Annotated in this window: 14 protein-coding genes and 2 tRNA genes; 11 read left to right on the top strand and 5 right to left on the bottom strand. The window is 50.3% G+C overall.

The features are described 5' to 3' along the window. The first annotated feature begins 13 nt into the window (after positions 1–13). The 5 genes from AACY98_RS12195 to AACY98_RS12175 all read left to right on the top strand — a co-directional run bounded on the left by AACY98_RS12195 (position 14) and on the right by AACY98_RS12175 (position 4,309). Complete coding sequence (locus tag AACY98_RS12195; protein ID WP_126979121.1) at positions 14–298, top strand: DUF493 family protein; 285 nt, start codon at positions 14–16, stop codon at positions 296–298. A 32-nt stretch (positions 299–330) separates the two neighbouring features. Next, the gene (lipB, locus tag AACY98_RS12190; protein WP_339805383.1) at positions 331–1,017 is read left to right on the top strand and encodes a lipoyl(octanoyl) transferase LipB; all 687 of its coding nucleotides are present in this window, start codon (positions 331–333) and stop codon (positions 1,015–1,017) included. Positions 1,018–1,019: 2 nt separating this feature from the next. After that, positions 1,020–2,003: a lipoyl synthase gene (lipA, locus tag AACY98_RS12185; RefSeq protein ID WP_126979125.1), complete on the top strand. Its 984-nt coding sequence runs from the start codon at positions 1,020–1,022 to the stop codon at positions 2,001–2,003. Between the two features lie 209 nt (positions 2,004–2,212). After that, positions 2,213–3,007: a class I SAM-dependent methyltransferase gene (locus AACY98_RS12180; protein ID WP_339805380.1), complete on the top strand. Its 795-nt coding sequence runs from the start codon at positions 2,213–2,215 to the stop codon at positions 3,005–3,007. 39 nt (positions 3,008–3,046) lie between these two features. Continuing rightward, positions 3,047–4,309 carry a glycosyltransferase family 9 protein gene (locus tag AACY98_RS12175; protein ID WP_339805378.1) on the top strand — a complete coding sequence of 421 codons (1,263 nt, stop codon included), beginning with the start codon at positions 3,047–3,049 and terminating at the stop codon, positions 4,307–4,309. A 25-nt stretch (positions 4,310–4,334) separates the two neighbouring features. Here AACY98_RS12175 and AACY98_RS12170 read toward each other — a convergent pair whose 3' ends face one another. Continuing rightward, positions 4,335–5,534 carry an HlyD family secretion protein gene (locus AACY98_RS12170; RefSeq protein ID WP_339805376.1) on the bottom strand — a complete coding sequence of 400 codons (1,200 nt, stop codon included), beginning with the start codon at positions 5,532–5,534 and terminating at the stop codon, positions 4,335–4,337. After that, complete coding sequence (locus AACY98_RS12165) at positions 5,446–7,200, bottom strand: MFS transporter (RefSeq protein WP_339805374.1); 1,755 nt, start codon at positions 7,198–7,200, stop codon at positions 5,446–5,448. The genes AACY98_RS12170 and AACY98_RS12165 overlap by 89 nt, the downstream gene beginning before the upstream one ends. A gap of 366 nt (positions 7,201–7,566) precedes the next feature. Here AACY98_RS12165 and serS point away from each other — a divergent pair, with 366 nt between their 5' ends. The 6 genes from serS to AACY98_RS12135 all read left to right on the top strand — a co-directional run bounded on the left by serS (position 7,567) and on the right by AACY98_RS12135 (position 14,282). Then, complete coding sequence (gene serS, locus AACY98_RS12160; protein ID WP_339805372.1) at positions 7,567–8,868, top strand: serine--tRNA ligase; 1,302 nt, start codon at positions 7,567–7,569, stop codon at positions 8,866–8,868. A gap of 152 nt (positions 8,869–9,020) precedes the next feature. Further along, positions 9,021–9,110 (top strand) — tRNA-Ser (locus tag AACY98_RS12155). Between the two features lie 695 nt (positions 9,111–9,805). Next, positions 9,806–11,089, top strand: coding sequence for a glycoside hydrolase family 3 N-terminal domain-containing protein (locus AACY98_RS12150; protein ID WP_339805370.1), 1,284 nt, complete (start codon positions 9,806–9,808; stop codon positions 11,087–11,089). A 152-nt stretch (positions 11,090–11,241) separates the two neighbouring features. Beyond that, positions 11,242–11,895, top strand: coding sequence for an HD domain-containing protein (locus AACY98_RS12145; RefSeq protein ID WP_339805368.1), 654 nt, complete (start codon positions 11,242–11,244; stop codon positions 11,893–11,895). Positions 11,896–12,252: 357 nt separating this feature from the next. Next, the gene (locus tag AACY98_RS12140) at positions 12,253–13,716 is read left to right on the top strand and encodes a DNA-3-methyladenine glycosylase 2 family protein (protein WP_339805366.1); all 1,464 of its coding nucleotides are present in this window, start codon (positions 12,253–12,255) and stop codon (positions 13,714–13,716) included. A gap of 26 nt (positions 13,717–13,742) precedes the next feature. After that, complete coding sequence (locus AACY98_RS12135; protein WP_339805364.1) at positions 13,743–14,282, top strand: methylated-DNA--[protein]-cysteine S-methyltransferase; 540 nt, start codon at positions 13,743–13,745, stop codon at positions 14,280–14,282. 152 nt (positions 14,283–14,434) lie between these two features. Here the strand turns inward: AACY98_RS12135 and AACY98_RS12130 are convergent, their stop codons facing one another. The 3 genes from AACY98_RS12130 to AACY98_RS12120 all read right to left on the bottom strand — a co-directional run bounded on the left by AACY98_RS12130 (position 14,435) and on the right by AACY98_RS12120 (position 18,153). Beyond that, positions 14,435–14,770: a hypothetical protein gene (locus tag AACY98_RS12130; RefSeq protein ID WP_339805362.1), complete on the bottom strand. Its 336-nt coding sequence runs from the start codon at positions 14,768–14,770 to the stop codon at positions 14,435–14,437. An 80-nt stretch (positions 14,771–14,850) separates the two neighbouring features. Further along, positions 14,851–14,924 (bottom strand) — tRNA-Gly (locus AACY98_RS12125). 124 nt (positions 14,925–15,048) lie between these two features. Further along, positions 15,049–18,153: an ATP-binding protein gene (locus AACY98_RS12120; protein WP_339805360.1), complete on the bottom strand. Its 3,105-nt coding sequence runs from the start codon at positions 18,151–18,153 to the stop codon at positions 15,049–15,051. Between the last annotated feature and the right edge of the window lie 16 nt (positions 18,154–18,169).

Raw genomic sequence — 18,169 nt, 5'->3', positions numbered from 1 at the left:
GAAGGGGAATGGTATGAGACCGATCCGGATGGAACCGGGAGCCGAGTCGCTGATCACGTATCCGAGCGAATTTCCCATCAAGGTGATGGGAGCCAATGTGCAGGACTTTGCCCAGACAATCGCTGAGCTTGTGCGCGAGCACGATCCGGCGTTTGACGCGCAGCGCATGGAGCATCGCCCCAGCAAAGCGGGCAATTATCTGGGCTTGACAGTGATTGTCAATGCCACCAGCCGGGAGCAGTTGGACCGCCTGTATCTGGCGCTGACATCGCACCCGATGGTCAAAGTTGTGTTGTAACGCGGCAGATAGCGCAGGCATCAGGGGAATTCATGGATTTTCGGGTGAAGACAATCCGTCCGGCTCCATACCAGGAGACTTATGATGCCATGCGCGATTTCACGGCAGCCAGAACGCTGGAAACACCAGACGAAATCTGGCTGTGCGAGCATTTTCCCGTTTATACCTTGGGCCTGGCGGGCAAGCCGGAGCATGTACTGGCCCCGCATGACATTCCCGTGGTACATACCAACCGTGGCGGGCAGGTGACTTACCATGGCCCGGGGCAGGTGGTGGCTTATGTGCTGCTGGACATGCGCCGGCGCGATTATTTCATCCGTGATTATGTGCGCCGCCTGGAACAGGCTGTGATTGGCACACTGGCGGATTTTGGCGTGAGCGGCTTCCTGGTGCCTGGCGCACCTGGTGTCTATGTACACACCCAGGCTGTTGCCGGGCAACCCGATACGCTGCCATTACCCGCAGGCGACCCCAAAAATCCCGACTTTACCGGGCTGGCGAAAATTTCTGCGCTGGGGGTCAAACTCAGTAGTCATTGCACCTACCATGGAATTGCGCTTAATGTGAAAATGGACTTGCAGCCTTTTGAGTGGATCAATCCTTGCGGTTACGCAAACCTGAAAACCACCGATCTTTTTACAATGGGGGTACCCATTAACGAGCACAGCTGGGAACAGGTAGCCACCCGGTTATCTGAGCAACTGGCGTGTGCGCTTTAAGTATGACGACACCAGACAGAACCGTTCACCAGGCACAGGCGGCAGAAAACTACGATGCAACGGCCAAGCAGAAATCGCAGGCTAAAACGGCGCGTATTCCGATCAAGATTGTGCCGGCCGAGCAATTGCGCAAGCCCGAGTGGCTGCGTGTCAAGGCCGCATCGGCTTCATCTCATTTTTATGAGGTGAAAAAAATCCTGCGGGAAAACCAGCTTTTCACCGTGTGTGAAGAGGCCTCTTGCCCCAATATTGGCGAATGCTTTGGCAAGGGCACGGCCACATTCATGATCATGGGTGATAAGTGCACTCGCCGTTGCCCGTTTTGTGATGTGGGGCACGGCCGGCCCGATCCGCTGGATGTGAACGAGCCCGAGCACCTGGCAAAAACGGTAGCGGCCATGAAGCTGCGTTATGTGGTGATTACCAGTGTGGACCGGGATGACCTACGCGATGGCGGCAGCCAGCATTATGTGGACTGTATTACCAAAATCCGTGAGTATTCACCCAGCACCCAGATTGAAATTCTGACGCCGGATTTCCGCGGTCGTCTGGATAAAGCATTGGATATCCTGAAATCGGCCCCACCGGATGTGATGAACCACAACCTGGAAACCGTGCCGCGCCTGTATAAGGAAGCACGCCCAGGGGCGGACTATCAGGTCAGCCTGGACCTGCTGAAAAAATTCAAGGACATGGTGCCCGATGTGCCGACCAAGAGCGGTTTGATGGTGGGCCTGGGTGAAACCGATGAAGAGATTCTGGATGTGATGCGTGACCTGCGTGCACACAATGTCGAGATGCTGACCATCGGGCAATATCTGGCACCTTCCAATTACCATATTCCGGTACGGCGCTATGTGCACCCGGATACCTTCAAGATGTTTGAAGCGAAAGCCAAGGAAATGGGGTTCAGCCATGCTGCAGTAGGGGCGCTGGTGCGCTCAAGCTACCATGCTGACCAGCAGGCGCATGCGGCCGGGGTGTGATGATGACCATGGGTACACCATAACGCTCGCGATTACGACTGTCTTTGTTTTTTGAATTTACAGCCAGGCAATTGATTTGCCTGGCTGTATTGTTATGCGCATCAGATAAGGCGGCGTTTTTGACTGGTTGTTTGGCAAAAAGGTGTACAGGTCTGGTTGCCAGAGTAAAATGCAGCAGTCGGTTATTTTTCAAACGGGATGGGTTATAAATGAGATGCAAGATCTGTGGGAGTGCTGCAAAGAGCCAGATGCGTGTCGACCTCAGAAAAGCATGTAATGGCCTGATCGCAACAGACGTGGAAGAGCGGCTGATTGATTATTACCGCTGCCCGAACTGTTCTTTTGTATTCACCCCGTATTTTGATCATTGGAGCGCTGCAGATTTCGGCGAGCGTATTTATAACGAGAACTATATCAAGTACGACCCTGAGTATGAAGGGATACGTTCTGAGCGGGTAGCCAAGTCATTTGTCCGGTTTTTTGCAGATCACAAGCAGTTATCCTTCCTTGATTACGGGGGCGGGCATGGAGCGTTGGCTGATATTTTGAAACAGAACGGATACGTCAGCGTGCAGTTTTTCGATCCTTACACCAGCAAGGGTTCTCTTTTTGAAAGCCACCAGGCATTTGACATTGTGCTGTGTGTGGAGGTGATGGAGCATCTGAACAATCCGATGGCCACCATTTATGACATGGTGGCCAAGCTGGACAGGAATAAACCTGCGGCCATTTACTTTACAACGCATTTGCTGGACAAAAAAGAATTGAAAGGTGGCTGGGAAAACCACTGGTATATTGCGCCGCGCAACGGGCACATTTCCATTTATGCGATCAAAACACTGCACCGGATTGCCGATATGCTGGGCGCCAAGCTGGTGAGCAATATGCATGGGCTGCATGCGTTTTTGTTTGACGGGTTTGCGATGATTCAAAAAGAACGGCAAAAAGATCTGGCCAGTCTGAAATACCGGTTGAAATCCCATTTCTGGCGCTGGAATGTCTGACATGAAAAAAGCATGTGCTTTAGCAGGCAGGCTGTTCAAATGATTGATTATTTCTATTCCATTTTCTATAACATCCTGTACGCCCGTAAACTTAAAAAGTTTCAGCGGCAGATTGATGCGACATACCAGGCATTGGTGCAGCAATTGCATCGAAGCCGCCAGAGCAGCATTGACCTTTTAAAAGTTAAAAGCATCCTGGTCATTAAAAATGAAGCCATTGGCGATATGGTGCTGACAACGCCGCTGATCCGGCATCTGGCACTGCATGGCTATCAGGTGGATGTACTGGCGACCGGGGGCAACCAGGCGATTGTGCGGCACAACCCGTATATTCACCGGCTGCATGTGCAGCAGGTGAGAAACCAGGACATCAAGCCATTTATCCAGGAAACATTTCATGACCTGCACTACGATATGGTGCTGGATGTGCGCTACCCTTCATTTAATGAAAATATCGACTGGCTGATTTTCCCGCAGGATATACCCTGCAATTACCTGGTGAGCTGGAACCGCAGTCACCTGGGCTGCTATGACGTGTCACTGAATTTCTATGATGTACACGCGCATTTCATCCGGGTGATGGATTTGTTTTTGAACTACCTGGGCATTCCGAACGCAGACCTTTCTTGCGACCTGTTTGTGGATGAGGCAACCAACGAAAAAGGGCAGGCATATGTTGAGAAGCTGCGTCAGAGCGGAGAACCGGTTATTGTTTTTAACCCGTTTGCCAGCCACGAAACCCGTGACCTCAGCAGAGCGCAGATTCAGGACATTATCAAAGGGATTTTGCAGCGCTATCCGCAGGCACAGGTGGTGTTGATTGGCTATGAAGACCGGCTGGCGCAGATAGAAGTGCCAGCAGCATATGCCGCGCAGGTACACCGGTTTTCGTCTCCGAGCATCATGGATGTGGTGCCGCTGGTTCGCTGTGCTGATCTGGTGATCACACCGGATACGTCCATTGTGCACATTGCCGCGACTTTTGAAAAGCCGACGGTCGGGTTATATATCCATGCATTACGCCCACCCCGCAATGGCAAGGAAAAAGCCAAACGGCACTATTATCAGCAGATGCAGTTGCTCAAGGATTATTTTTTTGATGCCCCTCATATCGATGCTGGGCAAAGGCCGCGGCAGATCCTGATCAATGACGATCTGATGGCACCGAATAATCCGCAGGCGGTACAACTTTTTTCTGCGACGGCCACACTGGCTGATCTGTCAGTTGTCCAAATTCTGAATACCGTGAATACGCTGATTCAGCAGCATGTGCAACAGGCTGAAGTGAAGGGCCGTTGTTAGCCTGTACAGGCACAGGCAGGCGTTATTACTGATCGGGCACTTGCTGCGACGTATCAATGGAGGTGACAACCGACATGCCGGGCCTCAGGCGGTGATAGAGCTCCTGATCAGGATCGATGGCAATCCGGATAGGCAGGCGCTGCACCACCTTAGTGAAATTGCCGGTGGCGTTATCGGGGCGCAGAATGCTGAACTCTGAACCGGTTGCGGGTGCAATTTCTTCAATGTACCCGCTGAATTTCTGGTCATCCAATGCGTCTACTGTGAATGTGGCCCGCATGCCAATGTGCAGGTGGCTGGTCTGTGTTTCCTTGTAGTTGGCTACCACCCAAATTTTCTGCGAAATTAAAAACATAAGCTGCGAACCGGCTGAGACATACTGGCCCTGGCGCACGGTTGCCTCGCTGACCTGCCCGGATTGGGGGGCACGGATGGTGGTGTTATCCAGGTCGATATTGGCTTGCTGCAGTTGTGCCTGTGCAATCTCAAGCTGTGCTTGCAGGCTGTCACGGGAAATTTCTGTGGCTTTAATGGTTTCCTGCGCGGTTTGCACACCGGCCTGGCCCCGCAGGACATTGGCCTGTGCCAGCAGGTAGGTGGCGTTCACCGTATCCTGTTCCCGGCGGGTCAGGGCACCGCCGGTGGCCAACTGGTCTGTTCTTTCCTTATCAAGTGCAGCCCTTTTGTATTCGGCCTGGTAAGCGGCCAGTTGCGCCTGGCTGGATGACAGCGCGGCCTTGTTCTGTGCCAGCGTTTGTGCCAGATTGTCCAGTGTGGCCTGTGCATTGGCTACCCGTGCCTGTGCCTCGGCAACACGGGCGCGGTAGGTGCGGTCGTCAATCTGTGCAAGAATGGCGCCCTGTTCCACATGTTCAAAATCTTTAACAGGAATGTCAACCACATAGCCATTCACCTGCGGTGCAATGACAACGATCTGGCCCCGGACATAACTGTTATCAGTCACCATCACCGCGCTGCTGAATGGCCACAAATGCCAGGCGCTCAGAATCAGCAAAATACCAATCAGTGCCACGCCCGCCATCAAAATCACGGTAGAGCGTTTGGGTTTGATGATTTTCGGCGGTGTGTCGGCAGCAGCCGGAATACTTTTTTCAACAGCCTTGGAGGCAATCTCTTTAAGCGTGATTGGCGGTAGCTGTTGGTCTGTTTCTTCTTTGCCGGTTTCGTCTGTGGGAGGTGTTTCTTTTATATTGTTTGATGACATGAATAATCAGCTTCCTGCGTAAGCGAGCGATTTTGATGATTTGTTTAGCGTTTCTGAATGCCAGATAAAGATTGATCAGTGACCAGATCAAAAATATCACGGCAATTGAGCCGGCCAGTAGAAAAATATCATTGTAAGCGCGGATATTGGCTTCTTGTCTGGCGATCGCAGCCAGGCGGCTGGTGCTGTAAGCGTTGCGCAGCGCCGGGTCGGTGATGTAAGGCGCGTAGGCTGCGGCCTGAATCTGCAGGCGCTGGGCTACCTGCGGATCAGCTAGATTGGTGTGCGAGGTAATCAGTGCTGAATATTCGCGCTCGCGAATCTGCTGAATGGTGCCAAAGATAGCCTGCCCGCCAATGCCGCCAATATTTTGTGTGAGAGAAAACAGAATGGCAAAAGAAATGATGTAGTGTTTGCCTTTTGTATATACCTGCATAATGCCCAGCAGCATCATTGGGCCCAAAAACATGCCGCATGCCACTGCAATCAGGAACTGGCTGATGAACATGTCGTGCGGGCGGGTCAGGCTGGTTGAACCTGTATCCATGAAACTGCCGGTAATGATGAAAACCAGCGCAATGCCGGTCTGTACAAAAATGGTTTTGGGGCTGAATAGCATTGCCGAACTGATGATGCCGATCAGAACACCAAAAAACACAACCACATAAAACAGTTGCAACTGATCGGGCCCCATTCCCAGCATTTTGAGCATGTTCACGGCGCCGTAATTCTGCTCAGAAAGCAAAAAGCGCAATGCCAGTGCACCCATTGCAAAATTCAGTGTCGATGGCTGAAATATCCAGTGCGTGTAAATCAACTGGTTGGTGCGGTGATGCTCATAAAATAGCGCTGAAAAAGTAAGCACAATGCTGGCACACCATGCGTAAGCAATCCATGGTGCATCGACCCACCATTGAATGACGCCTTGCGACAGCACGGCAAAGAACAGCGCCAACCCTGGAATGATCATCAGAATCGTTGGAATATCCTGCCATTCAAACGCTTTGATGTGAATGCTGGGTGGCAGTTTCAATATGACTACCGCGGCCAGCGAGCACAAGGCCAGGCCCGCCTCGAACCGGTACAGGACATGCCACTGTCCGTAATTGGACAGCATTGGCGAAATAATGCCGGCAATGGGCAGTGCCAGTTGCGAAATACCCAGGCCAATGACCAGGGCCTTGCCACGATGTTTTTTGGGGAAGGCTTGTATCATGTAGAAAAAGCCCAGCACCGTCATGGCCGCACCGGCAAAACCACTGGCGCCTCTGACCAGCAGTGCCGTGTTGAAATCGTTGACCAGCAGATGCAGCAATGTCAGCGCAGCGTAAATGGACAGCGCAATTTCCGCGAATAACCGCACGCCAAACTGTTGGCGAAACTTAAAAATCAGCAAATTGGCACAGGCGTTGGCCGTAGAGTATGCCGCAATCGAATAAGCCCCCTGCGCGGGGGTCAGGCTCATGGTCCCTTGGATATTGGGCAGGTTGATGCTGAGCAGCGACATGCCCAGCCCGCTGGTAATGCCAACCAATAACCCTACACAGCCATAGGCAATCCGGACCAGCAGCGGATGTGACGGGGTTGAAGGGGAGCCGGGGACAAATGGCTTTTCCTCTTCAGTCCAGTCTGGCAGGCGATTGAGCGGTTGATAAGGGAGCGTCATACTTCTGTAAAGGAATTTTCTGGGCACCAGACGGTAGGCATGCCGCGTCGAAAAAACAACGGCATGTGCTCGCTGGGATGCCTTATTTATGACAGAAACGTCAATGACAGGGAGACTATCATATACCTTTAGACTGGCTCTCTTGTGCCGTGCCCCAAAAACCCATTTTTTCATGCATATTGTTTTCCAAGGCGCTGGGCAGGGTGGACTGCTCTGGAAACCGTTAAAAACACGCCCACATTGGGGCAAGCAAGAGCAACCCAGTCATCTTTGCGACCATGGATTTGCCTGTATGATGCGCATACTGGACAATCACCCTTTGATTGATCCCTGTTACACCCATCATCATTTCAGAATAGCTGCACCATGCTAGACATTAATTTATTGAGAAAAGACCTGGATGCTGTTGTCACCCAGTTGCAAAAACGTAAAAACCCGCAGCCCTATCTGGATGTGGATAAATTCAAGGCACTGGAGGCGGAGCGTAAAACACTGCAAACCCGTACCGAGGAACTGCAGGCCAAACGCAATACGCTTTCCAAACAGATTGGTGCGCTCAAATCCAAAGGGGAGAGTGCCGATGCTGTGCTGGCAGAGGTGGCTGGTATTGGCGATGAACTGAAAACCGGTGCAGCACGGCTGGAAAACATTCAGGCAGAGCTACAGGATATTGTGCTGTCAGTCCCGAATCTGCCGCATGAGAGCGTTCCGGTCGGTAAAGACGAAAACGACAACCTTGAAATGCGCCGCTGGGGAACACCGCGTGAATTTGATTTTGAGATCAAAGACCATGTGGATGTCGGTGGGCCGCTGGGGTTGGACTTTGACCTGGGGGCCAGGTTGTCCGGGGCGCGCTTCACATTTTTGAGAGGGCAGGTGGCAAGCCTGCACCGGGCGCTGGCGCAGTTCATGCTTGATGTGCACACACGTGAGCACGGGTACACTGAATGTTACACGCCCTATATCGTTAATGCCGATGTACTGGTGGGTACCGGGCAGTTGCCCAAGTTCAAGGAAGACATGTTCTGGGTCAGCCGTGGTGGTACGGAAGACGAGCCGCAGGATGAGCAGTACCTGATTTCTACAGCAGAGATTCCACTGACCAATGCAGTACGCGAGCAAATCCTCAATGCAGATCAACTGCCGTTGCGGATGACTGCGCACAGCCCGTGTTTTCGCTCTGAAGCGGGTTCTTACGGGCGCGATACACGGGGGATGATTCGCCAGCACCAGTTCGACAAAGTGGAAATGGTGCGCATCGAAAAACCGCAAGACTCCTGGGCAGCGCTGGAAGAAATGGTCTGGCATGCGGAAGATATTCTGCAGCGTTTGGAGTTGCCCTACCGGGTCATTACCCTGTGTACCGGCGATATGGGGTTTGGAGCGGCTAAAACGTATGACCTGGAGGTCTGGGTGCCCGCACAGAAAACCTACCGCGAGATTAGCTCGTGCTCCAATTGTGAAACCTTCCAGGCTCGTCGCATGCAGGCGCGTTACCGCGATGAAAACGGTAAGCCACAGTATGTGCATACACTCAATGGTTCTGGCGTAGCGGTCGGGCGTGCGCTGGTTGCCGTGCTGGAAAATTACCAAAACGCCGATGGCAGCGTCAGCGTGCCTAAAGTATTGCAGCCCTATATGGGAGGTGTGCAGGTGCTTAAACCCTGATTGATTAGGGCGTGTTCACACGCCCCAAATGTGCATGCTGCAAAATGTTTTGCAAGCATACGCGCAAAGTTTGCTAAAATAGCTTCCTGTTTTATCCGGGCCCGGTTGTTATACTGGTTCCCATTCGGTTAAACAGAAAAGAAATGCCTTGCGGAGAGATGGCAGAGCGGTTGAATGTACCTGACTCGAAATCAGGAGTGCGTGTAAGCGCACCGGGGGTTCGAATCCCCCTCTCTCCGCCACCAGAGCCACTTGCAGTGGCTTTTACTTTTTGAAACTATCGTTATCCTCCTAAAAGTATTGCGAAATAACCAGTAATCACTATTGCAAAACCAGCAAGATAAATGGCTGCTGTAACTATATGTGGGGCTTTACATCAATTTGAGTGGCCTAAAAAAACAAAAATGTATTTAAAAACAATAAAAGTCCAATAAAGACTCCATGTCAAAAAGGCGATTGATGCGCTGATGATTAAGGTTGCTATAAGCTTAAAAAAACTTTCTTTCATAGTGGTTGTCCTTCAGTGAAAGTTATCCTAATGCTTCCAGAACCTGTAGCGACTGGCTATGTATAAAGTACCGTATAACAATGCCAAGGGTACAAAATAACAACTTGAAAGAACTCAGTAGGTAGTCAAAGTCAAAAGACTTTTTCAAGCAGATCAATGACTGGTCCACAATTCAGACTCTTCCAGTGATTTGTATTACGGAATTTTTTTCATGGATAAATGAACTGCATTACGCAGCCAATCCAAAGAAGTATTGCATACCTGTTTTGTGCAGCAGTTCAGGTTGTGCCTGATAATCAATTCGACGGGGTATTGCGATATTGAAATAAATCGGTGCTTATGCCGGAAACGCTATACTTCGTTTCTTTCTGATGAGTTTTGCCAGAATCCATGACCTTCTCTTTGACCTTTAGCCGTATAAAAAGTATTTTGAAAGTACTATGTCATGGATTAGGCTGGTTGTTTCTGTTTGCTTTGCTGGTGGCTGCCATACATCTGAAAAGCCCTTATCTGTTTGCATACCGCCCGTATGAAACACCGTTTTTACTGCTCATTGCCTGCGTTCTGATTCTCTTCTGTTTTTTGAAATACCGTCATATTCGACGTGTTATAAGCCTGACACTGCTGTTGGCTGTGGTGATGTTCACCCTTTGGGGAGAGGGCGCTTTTCAATATAGGCGCAGTGCGGTGATGCGTGTTGATGCTGCTGTAGCAGACCGTTTAGGCCAGCACTTTATTGTGGGGTATGAGGATGTACATGCACTACAGCCGTTGGTCGGTAAAGGGCTGATTGGCGGAATATTTGTAACGCGTCGCAATACAGATGGAAAAAGTTTTGAGACATTGCAGCAGGAAATTGCAGCGCTGCAGCGTTTACGAGCTGATGCCGGATTGCGTCCCCTGATTGTGGCGACAGACCAGGAGGGCGGTATTGTTTCCCACCTTTCTCCCCCGCTGGAAAGAATGCCGCCATTGTCTTCAGTCATAGATAGCAGTGATACGCAGGAAGCACTGCTTGCAAATGCGCAAGCGTATGGAGAGAGGCAGGGGCGTTCTTTGGCTGCATTGGGGGTTTCGGTCAACTTCAGCCCTGTGGTTGATTTGAAGCTGGAACATACATCCAACTGGCTGGATTTTCACAGCATGATTTCCCAGCGGGCTATTTCAGCTGATCCTGCCATGACAACCGCTGTGGCCGGTGCTTATGTGAAAGGTCTGCAAAGCCAGGGTGTGTTAGCCACACTCAAACATTTTCCCGGACTGGGCAGGGTAACAAGTGATACGCACCATTTTTCTGCTCGCTTGGATGTGGCAGCAGATGAACAGCAGCGCAGCGACTGGGTGCCTTTCAGAGAAATCGCACGCCAGAATGATGTCCTGCTGATGGTGGGGCATGTGATATTGAGCCAGGTAGACCAGAAAAATCCGGCATCTTTCTCAAAAGGAGTGATTCAAGGCATTGTCCGTAACGGCTGGCAGCATGATGGTGTTTTGATCACCGATGATCTGACCATGCGTGCAGCCTATAGTCATGGTTTTTGCTATGCAACGGTCAGCGCTTTGAACGTAGGCGTGGACCTGTTGCTGGTTTCATATGATTACGAGAAATATTATGAGATGATGTTCTGCGCTATTCAGGCCTACGAAAGCGGATCGCTTGACAAAGATATGCTCCAGCGCAGTGACGCGCGTTTGAGAAGACTGTGGCCGTGAGTTCTGCGAAATACATATCCTAGCCTATTACGTAGCGGTTTAGGTTTGTTGCGGGCATGGATGCGGCGCAGTGTATAAAATGCAGGCTGTTTGTATTGGCTCAGACGCGTTGCTGTTCCAGCCGGATACACTGTTGTAGTGAGGATGTTTTTTTGACCGAAGATCAATATCAGCAGTTTTCCCCATTCCAGGAGGTTGCCAGACAGCTTATCCCCATTATTGAGGCTAAGCATGTGGATGGCGTGCATGGTATTTCTCATATTCAAAGGGTGTGGAAAAACGCCAGCACGATCATGCGTACCGAGGGTGGCGATGCCGGCATTGTGCTGGCTGCGATCATTTTGCATGACTGTGTGGTCGTTGAAAAGAACTCACCTTTACGCAGCCAGGCATCAACGCTAGCTGCACAGGAGGCTACCCGCATACTGACCCGGTTGGGCTGGGACCAGGAACGGATTGAGGATGTTGCCCATGCGATTGAGGCGCACAGCTATTCCGCCAAGATTGTGCCGCGAACGCTGGAAGCGAAGATTTTGCAGGATGCAGACAGGCTGGATGCCATGGGCATGGTCGGCATTGCGCGCTGCTTTTATATTTCAGGACGAATTGGCAGTGCCCTGTACGACCGGGAAGACCCCACCGCAATGTATCGGGGGCTGGATGACCGGCGTTTTGCCATTGATCATTTTTATGCCAAATTGTTGAAGCTGTCATCCGGTTTCCAGACGGAAACCGGGGTGCAGATGGCGCAATCCAGGCACGAGAAGATTCAATGGTTTTTGCAGGAGTTTCTGGCAGAAATATAGCCTGCATACTGTAAGTGTATGTCGTTGCATAGCCAAAACGATTTGGCGTGGAATGCGTATTCAAGGGCTCACTTTGATCTGCTGAAAACAGCTTTCTTTCATGCCTCAACCGGAAGTTTGCCGGTGATATTCTGCTCAGGGTAGGGCGGGGCGTTAGCGTTTGGCCGCTCCATTGGCGTATTGCCTTTCCCCGGCACGTTTCAATCTTTTAGACGATGAGAATATCAAGTGGTTTGCACTTTTTCAGTTAAGCCACTTTCCCGGGAAATATCTGACTTTTTATATATATGTCCGAAAACAGCCAGAATTAAATGGTGGCGGTGCTATGATTGGTATCCAAGAGGAAAGAGAATAGCCATGCTGAAAAACGAAAAGTCAATCTGGTATGCTGCCTTTAAAGCAAAGGATGCGCGATTTGATGGCCGTTTTTTTGTAGGCGTTTCTTCAACAGGAATTTACTGCCGGCCTGTATGCCGCGCCAGATTACCGAAAGCCGAGAACTGTACTTTTTATAGCACAGCGGCGGCGGCAGAGCAGGCAGGGTTTCGCCCATGTCTTTTGTGCCGGCCAGAGCTGGCTCCTGGCGTATCGCGGGTGGATGCGTCTACCTCGCTTGCCCATCGGGCAGCCAGGTTATTTGAAGAAAACTGCGGCAGTGAGCACAACATTGAAACATTTGCCAGCCGTCTTGGCTGTACAGGTCGCCATTTACGCCGTGTATTTACAGCACAATACAATGTCACGCCCATACAGTATCTGCAAACATGCAGGCTGTTGCTTGCCAAAAATCTGCTCACCGACACGGATCTCTCCGTGCTTGATGTAGCAATGACGGCCGGCTTTGGCAGCTTGCGCCGCTTCAATGATCTTTTTCGAAAGCATTACCGGCTTGCACCAACGGCACTACGCCGGCAGGCTGGAGGTGTGGCGAGGCAAAGCAACAGCGTGACTTTAACGCTGGGGTACCGGCCCCCTTACCAGTGGCAGCAAATGATGGATTTTCTGGCCAAGCGAGCCGTACCTGGCGTAGAAACTGTCAGTAACGGGGCTTATCTGCGCACGGTGCATTTAGTGTCCAAAGATCAGAAAAATATGCATGGCTGGATACGGGTGGCGCATTGTCCGCAGAACAATACTCTGGCCGTGACAGTTGATTCAGCTTTGCTGCCGGTGCTGCTTCATGTTTTGGCGCGGGTTCGGTATTTGTTTGATGTGGCGTGCGATCCGGATGCTGTATACGAAACGCTTGATTCCATGAACAGCATTCGGCCAGGCCTTTGTGTGCGGGGTGTTCGCCTGCCTGGCAGTTTTGATGCCTTTGAGATGTCTGTGCGTGCTGTGCTGGGGCAGCAGGTGACCGTGAAAGCGGCAACAACGCTGGCTGCAAGGCTGGCCGCAGCTTATGGCACACCTGTGGCAACAGGAGTGCAAGGGCTGACGCACACGTTTCCAACACCCGAAGGTATTCTCGCGTTAGGTGGCCGAATTGACAATCATCTGGGCCCGTTAGGGATCACCTCAAAACGTGCAAACGCTATCTTGGAGCTGGCCCAGGCGTTTGTTCACAAAGACATTGATTTCAATGTGTGTGCCCAGCCTGAAACAGTGGTTGAAAAACTGATGGATATTCCCGGCGTTGGCATGTGGACAGCACAATACATTGTGATGAGGGCTGCCGGGTGGCCTGATGCATTCCCATACACAGATGATGGCGTGAAAAAAGCGCTTGCCCCTCGAACGCTCAAGGAGATACAAGCCCTGGCTGAAGTCTGGCGACCCTGGCGAAGTTATGCAACTGTCAATTTGTGGAATTCTTTATAAAACATTTCCTATATACGGAGGAAGACATGTTTTACTCAACTCATTATGTGTCGCCAATTGGTGTGATCATGTTGGCAAGCGATGGTGAACGGCTTGTCGGGTTATGGATGGAAGGGCAAAAGTATTTTGGCGACACGGTAACAGAATCGCTTACAGAAAAACCTGACCTGGCTATTTTTACTGCAGCCAGAAACTGGCTGGATAGGTATTTTGCGGGTAAAACGCCGGCTATCTCTGAGTTGCCTTTGGCCCCGGTTGGTGGGGAGTTTCGCAAGGCTGTATGGAATATCCTGTGTGAAATTCCGTATGGAAAATTGACCACCTATGGCGATATTGCTAAAAAGGTGGCCAAACGAATGGGGAAAGTGAGCATGTCCAGCCAGGCCGTTGGGGGCGCTGTGGGGCATAACCCCATTTCGATTATCATTCCCTGCCATCGTGTGGTAGGAGCAAATGGCAGTTTGACTGGGTACGCCGGTGGTATCAGCAAGAAAATAAAGCTGCTGGAGTTGGAAGGTGCCGATATATCTGGCCTGTTTATTCCCCGTCAGGGCACAGCCTTGTAGGCTAATGGATGACACCAGGGGATATGCAGGGCAGCAAGTCGCTAGGCGTATTCTTGATATCACTTCAGCAACGGCATTACATAAACCATTTAGTTGGTCACTTATGGCACAACATGTTTCCCGCTGATGTGTCATGCTGGCAGCGCTGTTGCTTATACAGCAGCAGGGCCGTATATCGGCGCATTCTGTACATAGGCGGCAAATGCAATACATGCGATGGAAATCATATACGTTGCTGTTAGCATGACTATCCATGCTTTTCGATGGCGGCAGCGATATGTCGCCAAAGCCAGCAGCCAAAAAACACACGGCAGCCACATGTCCAGCCATTTGAACCTGATGAGCATTGCTGTGAGTGTGGGTAACTCCGCCCCAAACGATTCAAAAAGAGCACCCAAATAAGCAAGAAGCGAATAGATAGATACCGCGCCGCTGATGGCCAACAGCAGGCCTATGGCAAACCCGATTTTCTGATTTCTGGTCATCATGTTTTCAGTATAACCATTTAATGCCAGACTCTATTTTTCAACAGGTTATGAGTAGCAGTGCGTTTTTGCGTACAACCTGTTGGAGCGGGTGAAGGGAATCGAACCCTCGTCTAAAGCTTGGGAAGCTGCCGTTCTACCATTGAACTACACCCGCTTAAAGTGAGCGCACCGCAAGAGGATGCGAGTGCACATTATAAGGAAAGAATTCTTTTTTTGCATGTATATGAGTAGCATGTGGTGCCAAAGAGCCTGTTTTGTCCTGTTAGCACTTGGCTGATTCAGGCCAGGCGTTTCAAAATAGCATCTATTGCCGCCTGCCGGTCCACAGTCCAGACGCCGTAACTCAATGGCAACATTTCCAGGCCGGCACGGGCAAGTATCTGGTAGCGTTCTACACCCAGGTAATCTTCTCCAGGGCCGGGGTAACCAATCAAGTCAATGGCCAGCATACGTTCGCCTTTCTGGCAAATCAGGTCAACGACCTGGCCTGCAATAAAAAAGTTTTTCCAGATGCTAATGCCATAAATTTCCAACGCGTTGCAGACCTGCTGTTGGAATTCTGTATGTGGAGTGGCGTCAGGCTGCTGCAAAGCATAACCGGACTGAATGCTTTCCAGATACAGTCTCAACAGGTTATCTGGCGGTAGTGTATTTTCATCGCCACTGAAAAGAACGATCTGCTGCTCGCGTGCACGTGTTACGGTCACATTAAACACATCAGGCCGGTTGAGGTAATAGCTGGCACGCCGGCTTTCATTGTCCAGCGTAAAGCTCAGAATCATCAGGTCGCGTTCTTCTCCCTGGAAACCATAGGGAGTGCCGACCAGAATTTTAAAGGCCAGAATGTTGTCTGCACTGATTTTGCGCATGAGACGCTGGCGGATTGCATCTACCTGGGCGCGAAATGGCGACAGAATGCCGATGTTGGGTTTGGTATCGGCATTCTGATAAGTATGGATATGCGCCTGTACTAGTTCAAGAGTGCGCTCTACTTCTGCCTGATTGACATTGGTGGATGAGCGTGCGCCTTCTATACGCTCCAGAATCAACGCGGGCGGTTGTTCTGCCATGCTTTCAGGCGATACCGGCCTTTCTTTCATAACCTTAATGCGGTTATTGTAGAAATGCTGGTTGCTGAATGCAATGAGTTCAGGGCGGGAGCGAAAGTGCTCATCCAGAAACGTGATGGCGTTGCCGTCTTTGATTTGTGCATTTACCAGGTCCAGCAGGCTGTTATCGCGGTAGCTCCATTTTTCAAATGTTTCTGCAGGCAGACCGGTTTTTTGAAAAGTGTGTTGCTCCAGTTGGCGTGACAAAAATGAGATGTGTCGCAGTTGCTGATAGTCGCCAGTGACTACAGCACGTTTGCAGCGGAAAAAAGCAGGCAGGGCCGTGGCAATATCGCACTGCGTGGCTTCATCGACGATCAGCAGATCAAACAAATTAGGATGCAAGGGGAGTACCCGATGCAGGTCGTTGAAAGTCATGATCCATACAGGCAGTGCTTTAAGCATCAGGTGCCACTCTACATGTCCAATTCTCCAGTTTTTAAACTCTGTTTCATTGAGTGATTCATCGTATCTCAGAAATTCTTCTCTATGCTCGTTCAGCAGTTTTTGCAGGGTGTCGTGGCGTTTAATGTTCAGGTAGTTTCGGCTGAGTATTTCACGCTGTTTTTGGCATGCAATCAGTTGGTCCAAAATCTGCCAGTGCTTGGTGCTGCTGCTGATTTTGCGGCGGACAAATGACATTTGCAATGTCCTTTTCCACCATGGGAGTTTTTTCTGTTCATTGGCAACAATCAGCTGACTTGTATGCAAAGCCAGCGTTCCTTTTTCGGTAAAAGCTTTGCGCAGGTTCAGCTCTTTTTGGGCACATTTTTTTAATTCATTTTCCACGGATCGGGTGGATGGTGTGGCTGGATTCGGTTCGGGGGCAGACAAATCTATTCTGGTAAAGAAGTTCAGCTTGTCTTTCAGGGCTGGAACCAGCGCTTTGTTGTAGCCGAAGTTCATGATGCCTTCTGCCAGACCCATGTCAGTGCACAGTTTATCGGCAATTACGTTGGCAGCCTGTTCTGTGCCGGTCACAATCAGTACAGTTTCATCGTTGAGTATGCGATCCAGAGCCATGGCCGCAAGGGTATAGCTTTTGCCGGTTCCGGGTGGGCCGTTGATGATGCTTAAAGGGTATTGAATAGCGTTGTTTAAAGCATTGGCCTGTGCCTGGCTTAATAAAGCGGGTAAGGCATGAGGTCTGCTTTGTAGAATGGTGGGTGCAGGCGTTGGAAATAGCTGCTCGTTATGATGTTGAATGGAAAAAAGGAGATTCTCTCTATTCTGAACCTCACCCTTATTACTTGGTTTCTGATGTAGGCTCAGCAATGAGTTGATATATATTTGTTCAAGGAGATAAAGTCTTCTTGATAACAAGCGCCGGGCAATTTTTTGTGCAATCGGGAACAATTCCGGTGCATTGGGTTGTTTTTCCTGGCGTGATACAAAGTATCTATAAAGCTGATGCAATGTATAAGATGAATCATCAAAATGGTAAGCAGGCATGCCCAGCAGGCTGTAGATTGCGTTGGAAAAACCCGCCTGTTTTGGCAGTTCATTGAGTTCATGCCGGATATTTTGGCTGATGCTTTTTTGTTTGACGTAGAACAACATGCCGCAGGAATATATTTTCAGATGGTTTTCCTGATCAGGGTTGTCTAAATGTCGTTGTTGGAGATTGGGCTCAAGAGCAGGGAAGCTGGCCGTGTGAATCACATACCTGATGGCAATGCCTGTTGCTTTGCGACGTAGGGCTTTTTTCTTGGACTTTCTGGAAATTTTGGGAGCCGGTTTAGGCGTAACGGAAGCTGTAACTGTGCCGCCTGAGGTCAAGCCAAACACATGGTCTACATGGTTGGAGGGCGTGAAGCAACAATAAGTCTTAAGCCATTCAGCCAATTTTTCCAGATAGCTTCGGGTAATGCCTTCTGCAGGTGTGGGCGTTGGTGCTGTGCTGAGAACAGATGCATCATACTGTTCACGCAATATTCTTTTTAAAAGGCCTTTGTTGAGCACAGGCATGTGTGCATCAATACTCAAGGCATAAATATCTGTAACGTTATTGTGACCAACAATTGCTTCATAATAAATTAAAGGGCCTGCAACCCAATAAGGTTCGATTTGATTGCGGTATTGGTTGTATAGCTGTGTCTTTTTCTTTTCGTCACCGTTGGCCTGTTGTATCCAGGCCGGTGCGACATATCTGCCTTCGGCGTCACGAAAGCCGTGGATTAAATGTAACAACTCGAGTACCCGCGCATGAGGCGGATAGCCGCAGATATAAAACAGGCCGTAGATTAGCTGAGTTTCATGGGCATATAAAGACATTTGGAGACAAAAAGAT

The organism is Saezia sanguinis (assembly GCF_963921665.1).
Lineage (GTDB): Bacteria > Pseudomonadota > Gammaproteobacteria > Burkholderiales > Burkholderiaceae_C > Saezia > Saezia sanguinis.
This window is presented reverse-complemented; position numbering and strand designations above follow the sequence as displayed.

Coding starts and splice junctions, on each gene's coding strand:
- AACY98_RS12135 (WP_339805364.1), top strand. CDS start 13,743: ATGTTTTACTCAACTCATTATGTGTCGCCAATTGGTGTGATCATGTTG.
- AACY98_RS12130 (WP_339805362.1), bottom strand. CDS start 14,770: ATGATGACCAGAAATCAGAAAATCGGGTTTGCCATAGGCCTGCTGTTG.
- AACY98_RS12175 (WP_339805378.1), top strand. CDS start 3,047: ATGATTGATTATTTCTATTCCATTTTCTATAACATCCTGTACGCCCGT.
- AACY98_RS12120 (WP_339805360.1), bottom strand. CDS start 18,153: ATGTCTTTATATGCCCATGAAACTCAGCTAATCTACGGCCTGTTTTAT.
- AACY98_RS12165 (WP_339805374.1), bottom strand. CDS start 7,200: ATGACGCTCCCTTATCAACCGCTCAATCGCCTGCCAGACTGGACTGAA.
- AACY98_RS12180 (WP_339805380.1), top strand. CDS start 2,213: ATGAGATGCAAGATCTGTGGGAGTGCTGCAAAGAGCCAGATGCGTGTC.
- serS (WP_339805372.1), top strand. CDS start 7,567: ATGCTAGACATTAATTTATTGAGAAAAGACCTGGATGCTGTTGTCACC.
- lipA (WP_126979125.1), top strand. CDS start 1,020: ATGACGACACCAGACAGAACCGTTCACCAGGCACAGGCGGCAGAAAAC.
- AACY98_RS12140 (WP_339805366.1), top strand. CDS start 12,253: ATGCTGAAAAACGAAAAGTCAATCTGGTATGCTGCCTTTAAAGCAAAG.
- lipB (WP_339805383.1), top strand. CDS start 331: ATGGATTTTCGGGTGAAGACAATCCGTCCGGCTCCATACCAGGAGACT.
- AACY98_RS12195 (WP_126979121.1), top strand. CDS start 14: ATGAGACCGATCCGGATGGAACCGGGAGCCGAGTCGCTGATCACGTAT.
- AACY98_RS12170 (WP_339805376.1), bottom strand. CDS start 5,534: ATGTCATCAAACAATATAAAAGAAACACCTCCCACAGACGAAACCGGC.